Annotated in this window: 9 protein-coding genes and 1 pseudogene; 7 read left to right on the forward strand and 3 right to left on the reverse strand. The window is 70.9% G+C overall.

Features of this window, described 5'->3' with window-relative positions:
- A complete protein-coding gene (locus OHA55_RS22960) occupies positions 1–231 on the forward strand; it encodes a DUF397 domain-containing protein (RefSeq protein ID WP_266709242.1) in 231 nt (76 codons plus the stop codon).
- Positions 232–253: 22 nt separating this feature from the next.
- On the opposite strand, the gene OHA55_RS22965 is transcribed toward OHA55_RS22960, so the two are convergent.
- On the reverse strand, positions 254–988 hold the full coding sequence (locus OHA55_RS22965; protein WP_266709244.1) for an SUKH-4 family immunity protein: 735 nt from the start codon (positions 986–988) through the stop codon (positions 254–256).
- A gap of 240 nt (positions 989–1,228) precedes the next feature.
- Here OHA55_RS22965 and OHA55_RS22970 point away from each other — a divergent pair, with 240 nt between their 5' ends.
- The 4 genes from OHA55_RS22970 to trxA all read left to right on the forward strand — a co-directional run bounded on the left by OHA55_RS22970 (position 1,229) and on the right by trxA (position 7,285).
- Positions 1,229–2,902, forward strand: coding sequence for a DUF262 domain-containing protein (locus OHA55_RS22970; RefSeq protein ID WP_266709246.1), 1,674 nt, complete (start codon positions 1,229–1,231; stop codon positions 2,900–2,902).
- Positions 2,903–3,101: 199 nt separating this feature from the next.
- Positions 3,102–6,383 carry a penicillin acylase family protein gene (locus tag OHA55_RS22975; RefSeq protein ID WP_266709248.1) on the forward strand — a complete coding sequence of 1,094 codons (3,282 nt, stop codon included), beginning with the start codon at positions 3,102–3,104 and terminating at the stop codon, positions 6,381–6,383.
- Between the two features lie 152 nt (positions 6,384–6,535).
- Positions 6,536–6,940: a MerR family transcriptional regulator gene (locus OHA55_RS22980; RefSeq protein ID WP_266709250.1), complete on the forward strand. Its 405-nt coding sequence runs from the start codon at positions 6,536–6,538 to the stop codon at positions 6,938–6,940.
- 3 nt (positions 6,941–6,943) lie between these two features.
- A complete protein-coding gene (gene trxA, locus OHA55_RS22985; protein ID WP_266709252.1) occupies positions 6,944–7,285 on the forward strand; it encodes a thioredoxin in 342 nt (113 codons plus the stop codon).
- A 30-nt stretch (positions 7,286–7,315) separates the two neighbouring features.
- Here the strand turns inward: trxA and OHA55_RS22990 are convergent, their stop codons facing one another.
- Positions 7,316–7,762: an Lrp/AsnC family transcriptional regulator gene (locus tag OHA55_RS22990; protein ID WP_266709254.1), complete on the reverse strand. Its 447-nt coding sequence runs from the start codon at positions 7,760–7,762 to the stop codon at positions 7,316–7,318.
- Between the two features lie 93 nt (positions 7,763–7,855).
- Here OHA55_RS22990 and OHA55_RS22995 point away from each other — a divergent pair, with 93 nt between their 5' ends.
- Complete coding sequence (locus tag OHA55_RS22995) at positions 7,856–8,674, forward strand: LLM class flavin-dependent oxidoreductase (protein ID WP_266709256.1); 819 nt, start codon at positions 7,856–7,858, stop codon at positions 8,672–8,674.
- Positions 8,671–9,105 carry a nucleoside deaminase gene (locus OHA55_RS23000; RefSeq protein WP_266709258.1) on the forward strand — a complete coding sequence of 145 codons (435 nt, stop codon included), beginning with the start codon at positions 8,671–8,673 and terminating at the stop codon, positions 9,103–9,105. The genes OHA55_RS22995 and OHA55_RS23000 overlap by 4 nt, the downstream gene beginning before the upstream one ends.
- Before the next feature lie 19 nt (positions 9,106–9,124).
- Here OHA55_RS23000 and OHA55_RS23005 read toward each other — a convergent pair.
- Positions 9,125–9,295, reverse strand: a pseudogene (locus tag OHA55_RS23005) (DNA-binding response regulator); the annotation flags it as partial.
- Between the last annotated feature and the right edge of the window lie 40 nt (positions 9,296–9,335).

The raw sequence follows: 9,335 nt of genomic DNA on the forward strand, positions 1-9,335 counted from the left end.
ATGACGACCAAGGTTCGCGCGCTGGCCGGCGCTGACTGGTTCAAGTCCAGCTACAGCAACAATCAGGGCGGTGACTGCGTCGAGGGGGCCAGACTCCCTGGGGGCATGATGGCCGTGCGCGACTCCAAGGTTGTCGACGGTCCGGTTCTCCTGGCGACCTGTGCCGCGTGGACGGCGTTCGTGAGTTCGCCCATCGTGGTGCGACTTTCCATGGGTACGTCAGCGTGTTGACGTGCCCACTTGGTCGCGCCCGTCACCCGTGCAGCACCCCGCCCGCCTCGTCGTGGAACACCTCCGGCCAGTAGCGGTAGTCGTCCGAGTCTGAAGGGGGCAGGCAGGCGACCGGGTCGGCCGGCAGATCGAGGCACAGCCCGTCGCCCGGACCGGCGACCAGGGCCAGCGGGCGGATGACGGCGGCGATCCGCCACAGCGGGGGTACCGGGTGCGCCCAGGTGTCGGGAGCACCCGCGCCGCCCCAGCCCTCGACGCCCCAGTCCTCGTCGGTGAAGACCGCCATCAGCAGCTCGGAAGCCCGCGCCACCACCTCCGTACCGCTCCGCCCGGCAGTGGCTCCGGCGAATCTGCCGCGCCCTGCGGACAGGTCGTCCACCTCCCCGAGGAACCGGGCCAGGGCGTCGACGGAGGGCGCCAGCGGGATCACGTCGATCAGGTCCGGGGCGTCCTCGAAGAGGTCCATGCTGAAGAGCCGGCCCGTGGCCCCGTCGAGCACGACCTCCTGGGCGTCGTCCCCCTCGCAGCGGAGGTGGCCGATCCGCAGCAGGTCCCTGATGTGCGGATCGAGCAGGCCGGGATCCGCTTCCTCGTCCAGCAGTTCGGCGACGCGCACCACCCGGCCGTCGGCCAGCGGCGCGAGGCTCATCAGCTCGTGCGCCACGGGCAGACCCGGCCCGGTCAGCAGCCGCCGGGTCGGCTCGTGCGTGACGAGCGGATGGAGCGCGTGCGCGGGCACGGTGATGTGGTCGGACATGGTTCCCCCGTGGTGCTCGTGCCGTGATCCCTTCCGCGAGGTCTCTGACCGCTTCCACGATAGGAGCCACCACTCACACCGAGGATCACGGAACATCAACCTCGGAGGAGGTGAGCGCCGAAGATCCTGGGCGTTCCGCGAAGCCGGCACCGTCACCTCGTCGTGCCGAGGACCGCCCGTGCGTGTCCCGTTCACGGAACTCCCGGGACATGGCGCCAACGGGCCCCACATCATGGACACATGCAGCAGCTCGAAGCGCAGGAAGTCTCCCTGCACAAGGTGTTCAGCAGCGACTACGAATTCAGGATTCCGGATTACCAGCGGCCGTACGCCTGGGACGTCGAGCAGGCCGTCCAACTGCTCAACGACCTGGAGGAGTCGTTGGTCCGGGGTACGGACGAGCCCTACTTCCTCGGCTCCATCGTCCTCGTCAAGACGAAGGGCGGCGCCCCCGCCGAAGTCATCGACGGCCAACAGCGCCTCACCACCCTGACCATCCTGCTCGCCGTCCTGCGGGATCTGACCGAGGACCCGGACCTGCGCAGTGAGCTGGACCGGCTGGTCATGGAGCCGGGTGCCAAGGTCCGGCGGATCGCCCCCAAGCCCAGGCTCAAGCTGCGGAAGCGTGACGCCGATTTCTTCGAGCGGTACATACAGGCGAAGGGGGCGACCGAGGTCCTGCGGGCGCTGAAGGAGGAGTCACTCCCCACCGACGCGCAGAAGGCGGTCCTGCGCAACGCCACGGAGTTGCACGGGATTCTCGCCGCTTGGTCGGAGGAGCGCCGACTGGACCTCGTGCAGATGCTGGGCGAGCGCACCTTCTTGGTGGTGGTCTGCACCCCGGATCTGGACAGCGCCCACCGCATCTTCAGCGTGATGAACTCCCGCGGAATGGACCTGTCGCCCACGGACATCTTCAAGTCGCACATCATTGGCGCGCTGGACGAGGAAACCGCGCAGGAATGCGCCCGCAAGTGGGAGGACGCGGAAGAGCTCCTCGGCCGGGACGACTTCGCCGACCTCTTCCTCCACCTGCGCATGGTGTTCGCCATGAAGCGGGCGGAGAAGGAACTGCTCAAGGAGTTCCCCGAACAAGTCCTCAACCGGTACCTGCCGGGCAAGGCCGAGTCCTTCGTGAACGACGTCGTCGTCCCGTACGCGGACGCCTACGCGCAGATCCGCGAAGCCGGCTACTCCGCAGCCTCCGGAGCCGAGCAGGTCAACGCCTGGTTCAAGCGCCTCCAGCAGATCGACAACAACGACTGGCGGCCCGCGGCCCTGTGGGCCCTGCGCAACCACGGCGACGACCCCGCCTGGCTGGAGCGGTTCTTCGGCGCGCTGGAGCGACTGGCGGCGAGCATGTTCATCCGCCGCGTCTACACCACCCCCCGGGTCACGCGGTACGCGGACCTGCTGCGGGAGCTCGACGCGGGCAAGGGACTGGACTCGGTACCTCTCGCCCTCACGGAAGCGGAGAAGGCCGAAACCGTCGCCCGTCTGGACGGCGACATCTACCTCGTCACCAAGATCCGCAAGTACGTCCTGCTGCGCCTGGACGAGATGCTCGCCGGGAAACCCGGAGTCTCCTACGACCATGCCGTGATCACCGTCGAACACGTACTGCCTCAGAACCCGAAGCCGGGATCGCAATGGCTGCAGCACTTCACCGACGACCAGCGCGGGACGTGGACGCACCGGCTGGGCAACCTCGTACTGCTCAGCCGGACGAAGAACAGTTACGCGCAGAACTACGACTTCGCGGAGAAGAAGGCCAAGTACTTCACCGGCCGGCACGGCGTCTCCACGTTCGCCCTGACCAGCCAGGTGCTCCACCACGAGAACTGGGGGCCGGACCTCCTGCGGAAGCGGCAGCAACGCCTCCTCGGGCTGCTGTCCGACGAGTGGGATCTCTGAGGCCGCCGGGGCCGCCGTCCGGCGAGAACGCGCAAGCTCCAATTTCCCAGCATGAAGCGGGTGTTGCAGGTTTCTGGCAGCTGGTGCAGGAGTCTTACGGCGGGTGCCCCGCGAGGGCTAGCGTGCGCACGCACCGGGCTCCCGCCGGTGCTTCCCCCGGAGCCGTACGGCCCCCGAAACCCCGGATCGAGAGCTTCCGTTGAATCCTGCCAAGCGCCTCCTGGGGCGCGCGCGCCGGGCCAGACCCCGCGCCGCCGTCGTCTCCCTCCTCGCCGCCGGAACGCTGCTCGCCGGCGCCCTGGTCGCCGCACCCACCGCGGCGGCGACCTCCGATCCGCTGCCCGCCGCCGGTGACCCGTGCCAGGGACAGTGCCTGGACATCCTCACCGCGGGCGAGAACGGCCACGCCACCCTGGCCGGCATCCTGCTGCACCAGACGATCGGCACCCGGCCGGCGCACTCCGCCGACCAGATCGAGAAGTACGACAACCTGCTGCACGACTACTCCGGGCTCACCCCCGACCAGTTGGCGAACTACTTCAACGACGCCTCCTTCGGCGTACCGTCCGGCCAGACCGAGTCCACCCTCACCCCGCGCAGCGGCGTCACCATCACCCGGGACAAGGCCACCGGCACCCCGCACATCAAGGGCACCACCCGCGCCGACACCGAGTTCGGCGCCGGTTACGCGGCCGGCCAGGACCGGCTGTGGCTGATGGACATCCTGCGCCACGTCGGGCGCGGGCAACTGTCCTCGTTCGCCGGTGGCGCGGCGGGCAACCGGGCGCTGGAGGAGAGCCTCTGGGCCGTCGCCCCGTACACCGAGGCCGACCTCCGCGCCCAGCTCGACCGGGTCGCGGCCACCGGTGCGCGCGGCTCCCAGGCCGTGCAGGACATCAACGACTACGTGGCGGGCATCAACGCCTTCATCGACGCCGACCTGGCCGCCAACAACTACCCGGGCGAGTACGAACTCACCGGCCACGGAAAGAACATCGCCGACTTCACCGCCACCGACACCGTCGCCATCGCCTCGGTGGTCGGCGCCATCTTCGGCAGCGGGGGCGGCGGCGAGGTCGAGAACGCGCTCGCCGAACTCGCCCTCCAGCAGCAGTACGGGACCACCGCCGGCTCCGCCGCGTACCGCGCCTGGCGCGCGCAGAACGACACCGAGGCGACCACCACCCTGCACACCGGCAGCTTCCCGTACGCCACCACCCCCGCCGCCCCGGTCGGTACGGCGACGCCCGACACCGGCACGGTGACCGCCTACCCGCACGCGGTCAACGGCACCGGCACCGGCGCGACGGCGGCCACGACCGTCACGGCGACGGCGACGGCCACGAAGGCAGCCACCACCACCGCCACCGCCACGACCGCGAAAGCGGCCGCCACCACCGGCGAAGGCGTCCTGCCCGCCGACCTGATCACCGGCGAACACGGCATGTCCAACGCCCTGGTGGTCTCCGGCGACCACACCGCCTCCGGCCACCCCATCGCCGTCTTCGGGCCGCAGACCGGCTACTACGCGCCCCAGCTCCTCATGGTCCAGGAGCTCGACGGGCCGGGCCTCCGTTCGCGCGGCGCCTCCTTCCCGGGCATCAGCTTCTACGTGGAGATCGGCCGGGGCCTCGACTACTCCTGGAGCGCCACCTCGGCCAACCAGGACATCACCGACACCTTCGCCGTCGAACTCTGCGAGCCCTCGGGCGCCACGCCCACCACCGCCTCCCGCTCCTACCTGCTGCGCGGGGTCTGCACCCCGTTCGAGAAGCTGACCGCCCACAACAGCTGGGCGCCCACCACCGCCGACGCCACCGCGGCCGGCTCCTACGACCTGGAGACCCTCCGCTCCGCGTACGGGCTGGTCACGCACGTCGGGAAGAGCGGCGGCAAGCCGGTGGCGTACACCGCGCTGCGCTCCACCTACCAGCACGAGCTGGACTCGGTGATCGGCTTCCAGCAGTTCAACGACCCCTCCGTCATCACCTCGGCCACCGCCTTCCAGACGGCCGCCCAGGACGTCGGCTACACCTTCAACTGGTTCTACGCGGACGCCCACCACACCGCGTACTACAACTCCGGCACCAACCCGGTACGCGCCGCCGGAACCGACCCGGACAAGCCGATCTGGGCCAGGCCCGCCTACGAGTGGCAGGGCTGGAACCCGGCCGTCAACACCTCGGCCGTCACCCCGCCCGCCCAGCACCCCAACTCCGTCGACCAGGACTACTACGTCAGCTGGAACAACAAGCAGGCGGCCGGCTTCACCTCCGGCTGGGGCAACGGCGCCGTGCACCGGGCCGACCTGCTGGACAGCCGGGTCTCCGCCCTCGTGAACGCCGGCGGGGTCACCCGCGCCCAGCTGGTGAAGGCGATGGAGGACGCCGCCGCCACCGACCTGCGGGCCGAGGAAGTGCTGCCCGAGATCCTGCGGGTCATCGACACCGCCGCCGTCACCGACCCCGCCCTCTCCGCCACCGTCGAGCAGCTGCGCGCCTGGGCCGCCTCGGGTTCCGAACGGCGCGAGCCGTCCAAGGGCGCGGGGACGTACGACCGGGCCACCGCGATCCGGATGCTCGACGCCTGGTGGCCGCTGCTGGTGGAAGGGGTCTTCAAGCCGCAGCTGGGCGACACCGCCTACCAGGCGCTCACCGCCGTCGCCCCCATCAACGAGTCGCCCTCCGGCGGGCAGAACGGCTCCGGCGCGGTCGGCACCGGCATCGCCGCCGCCCAGGCCCACAAGGGCTCCTCCTTCCAGCACGGCTGGTGGAGCTACCTCGACAAGGACCTGCGCACGGTCCTCGGCTCCGCGGTCGCCTCGCCCCTGGACCGTACGTACTGCGGCACCGGCACCGTCGCCTCCTGCCGGAACGTGCTGCTCACCACCCTGACCGCCGCCGCGGCCGTCCCGGCGGCCACCGTCTACCCGGCCGACGCGTCCTGCTCCGCGGGCGACCAGGTCTGCGCCGACTCCATCGTGCACCGGGCCATGGGCGGCATCACCGTGCCCCGGATCGCCTGGCAGAACCGCCCCACCTACCAGCAGGTGGTGGAGTTCCCGGCCACCCGCTCGGACAGCCTCACCAACCTCGCCACCGGGGCGAAGGCCACCGCGTCCGACTACCAGAACGCCGTGGTGGTCACCTACCCGCCCAAGCAGGCCGTCGACGGCGACCGGTCCACCCGCTGGGCCAGCAAGACCGTCGACACCGCGTGGATCACCGTCGACCTCGGAGCGGTACGGCGGGTCGGCCGGACCGCGCTCGACTGGTCCGACCAGTACGCGGTGAAGTACACCGTCGAGGTCTCCTCGGACAACGCCACGTGGAAGACGGTGCACACCACCACCGCCGGCTCCGGCGGTACCGAGAACCGCTCCTTCACCCCGGTGGACGCCCGGTACGTACGCATCACCGGGCTGGTCAAGGGCACCGACAACCGGTACTCCCTGAACGAGATCGGGATCTACGCCCAGTGACCGGGCCCGACGTCACGCGATGAACCCCCGCCGAGGCCCGGGGCGCACCCCACCACGGGGGCGCCCCGGGCCTCGGCGTCCCGTCCCCTCCCGACTCCTGAACGACGCCCGGTCCTTGCCTTGACGCCCACGTCAAGGATTACCGTCGGGTCATGCGAATCGGTGAGCTGGCCGAACGGGCCGGGACGACGACGCGGACGCTGCGCTACTACGAGTCGCGCGGGCTGCTGAGGTCGCGACGGTCCGAGAACGGCTACCGCACGTACGACGAGAGCGACCTCAGGCAGCTGCGCCAGATCCGGACCCTCCAGGACTTCGGGTTCGACCTGGAGGAGACCCGGCCGTTCGTGGAATGCCTGCGGGCCGGTCACCCGGCCGGGGACGCCTGCCCCGCGTCGCTCGCCGTCTACCGGCGGAAGCTGGACGAACTGGACGCGCTGATCGCACAGCTGCAGACCGTACGGACCGAGGTCGGCGCACAGCTCGCCCGCGCCGAGGTCGAGGTGGCCGCCGGACTTCCCGGCGGCCCCGAACCCCGCTGTGAACTGGGAGGATGACAGATGATCCATGCTGAAGGCGTCGCCGAGGTGACCGACGTGACCTTCGACGACGAAGTGCTCGGCGCCGGACTGCCGGTCCTGGTGGAGTTCACCGCCGACTGGTGCGGCCCCTGCCGCCAACTCGCCCCGGTGCTCGGCGAGATCGCCCGGGAGGAGGCCGGCCGGATCAAGATCGTGCAGATCGACGTCGACCACAACCCCGGTGCCGCCGCCCGCTACGGCGTGCTCTCCATGCCGACCCTGATGGTCTTCCGCGACGGCGAACCGGTGAAGTCGATGGTGGGCGCCCGCCCGAAGCGCCGCCTCCTCCAGGAGCTGGAGGACGTGCACACGGCGGTGTGAGCCGTCGAGCCGCCGAAGAGCGGGCCGGCGTCAGGGCCGGCGCGGGCCACGCGCGGGCAGGGTACGGCTGTAGACCACGCTTGTGGTCGTGCTCCCGAAACCGGCCAACTCGTCGACGAGCGACTCCAGATGCTCCATCGAGGTCGCGGCCAGCTTCAGCGTGTAGCAGTCGTCGCCGGTCGTCCGCAGGCACTCCAGGATCTCGTGGCGTTCGGCCAGCAGCCGGCGCAGCGGCTGGTGCCGGTTGCCCGGGTACTTCAGCCGGACCACCGCGAGCACCGGGTAACCGACCTTGGCCAGGTCGACCGTCGCGGAGTAACCCGTGATGACGCCCAGCGCCTCCAGCTGACGCACCCGCTCCGTGGTGGCCGAGGGGCTGAGGCTCACCCGCCGCCCCAGCTCGCTCAGGGAGATCCGGGCCTCCTGCTGCAACTGGGTGATGATCGCCCAGTCGACGTCGTCGAGATTCGCGGCCATGGGGCGAATCTACCGGGAAAACGCCGGACACCGGCCGCCGATCCGGGGAAGAATCCGTTCCCCGCGCCATGATCGCGCAGATAGCCTCCTGCCATGCAACTGGGCGTCAACGTACCGAACTTCGGACCGGGAACCGATCCCGGCACCCTGCGCGCATGGGCACGGACCGCGGAGGGGCTGGGGTACGACCTCCTCATGGTGTCCGACCACGTGGCCGTCACCCCCGACGTGGCCGAGCAGTATCCCGAACCCTTCCACGAACCGTTCACCACACTCTCCTGGCTGGCCGGCGTCACCACCCGGATCCGGCTGGGCACGACCGTGCTGGTGATGCCCTACCGGCATCCCCTGCTGGTCGCCCGCATGGCGGGCAACCTGGACCGGCTCAGCGGAGGGCGGTTCGTACTCGGGGTGGGCGTCGGCTGGGCCCGCCAGGAGTTCGCCGCACTGGGCGTGCCGTTCACCGAGCGCGGCAAGCTCACCGACCAGTACCTGGACGCCGTCCGCGCGGCCTGGCGGGAGGACGGCCCCGGCCCCACCGCGTCGGTACCGATCTGGATCGGCGGCAACAGCGAGGCGGCCGTCCGCCGCGCCATCAGGCTCGACGCCCCCTGGCACCCGCTGAACAACACCGTCCCCTGGCTGCGCGCGGCCGTCGGACGGCACACCCTGCCGGGCTTCGCTCCCCGCATCGCCCTGCGGCTGACCAGCGCGCCCGTCGAGGGACCCGACCGGCCCGCCGGGGTCGGAACCCTGGAACAGGTCCTCGACGATCTCTCCGAGCTGGAGCGCCTCGGCGCGGATACCGTCGTACTCGACCCCTACGACGGAGACCCCGAGGAGACCCGCAGGCCCGAAAAGGCCTGGCAGGCGCTCGCCACCGTGGCCGACCACTGGAGGACACCAGAGTGATCACCCCCGCCGACGAGACACTGCTGCGGCGCGCGATCGGGCTCGCCGCCCGCGCGGTCGCCCTCGGAGACGCCCCGTACGGCTCACTGCTCGCCGCCGCGGACGGCACCGTCCTCGCCGAGGCCCACAACACCGTCCGCCGCGACGACGACATCAGCGCCCACCCCGAGCTGAAGCTCGCCCGCTGGGCCGCCCGCGAACTCGACCCGGGAACCGCCGCCCGCACCACGATGTACACCAGTTGCCGGCCCTGCCAGATGTGCGCCGGCGGCATCGTCCGCTCCGGCCTCGGCCGGGTCGTGTACGCCCTCTCCACCGAGCAGCTCGTCGGCCTCAACCCGGAATCCGGCGCCTGGCCCGACGTCCCGCAGGACGGCCCCGCGCTCTTCGACGAGGCTCGTACCCCCGTCGAGGAGTACTACCGGCGGTGACCCGCCCGTGCCCGAGGCGTCAGGGCGTGCGCGGGAGCCCCAGCCGCCCCGCGCGCAGCCCGGCCTGGAACCGCGAGTCGGCCTCCAGCGTCACCATCAGCTCCGCCACCCGCCGCCGGTAGGTACGCAGCGAGACACCCAGCCGCCTGGCGGCCGAGGCGTCTGTCAGCCCCGAACCGAGAGCGGAGACCGAGAACAGCTCTTCCTTCCGCACCCCACCAGTCTCGCAG

Origin of the sequence: Streptomyces sp. NBC_00102 (assembly GCF_026343115.1) — a bacterium.
Classification (GTDB): domain Bacteria; phylum Actinomycetota; class Actinomycetes; order Streptomycetales; family Streptomycetaceae; genus Streptomyces.

What these genes read in the sequence shown, in the direction of transcription:
- OHA55_RS22960 (WP_266709242.1), top strand. Translation starts at nt 1, where the DNA reads ATGACGACCAAGGTTCGCGCGCTGGCCGGCGCTGACTGGTTCAAGTCC.
- OHA55_RS22965 (WP_266709244.1), bottom strand. Translation starts at nt 988, where the DNA reads ATGTCCGACCACATCACCGTGCCCGCGCACGCGCTCCATCCGCTCGTC.
- OHA55_RS22970 (WP_266709246.1), top strand. Translation starts at nt 1,229, where the DNA reads ATGCAGCAGCTCGAAGCGCAGGAAGTCTCCCTGCACAAGGTGTTCAGC.
- OHA55_RS22980 (WP_266709250.1), top strand. Translation starts at nt 6,536, where the DNA reads ATGCGAATCGGTGAGCTGGCCGAACGGGCCGGGACGACGACGCGGACG.
- trxA (WP_266709252.1), top strand. Translation starts at nt 6,944, where the DNA reads ATGATCCATGCTGAAGGCGTCGCCGAGGTGACCGACGTGACCTTCGAC.
- OHA55_RS22990 (WP_266709254.1), bottom strand. Translation starts at nt 7,762, where the DNA reads ATGGCCGCGAATCTCGACGACGTCGACTGGGCGATCATCACCCAGTTG.
- OHA55_RS22995 (WP_266709256.1), top strand. Translation starts at nt 7,856, where the DNA reads ATGCAACTGGGCGTCAACGTACCGAACTTCGGACCGGGAACCGATCCC.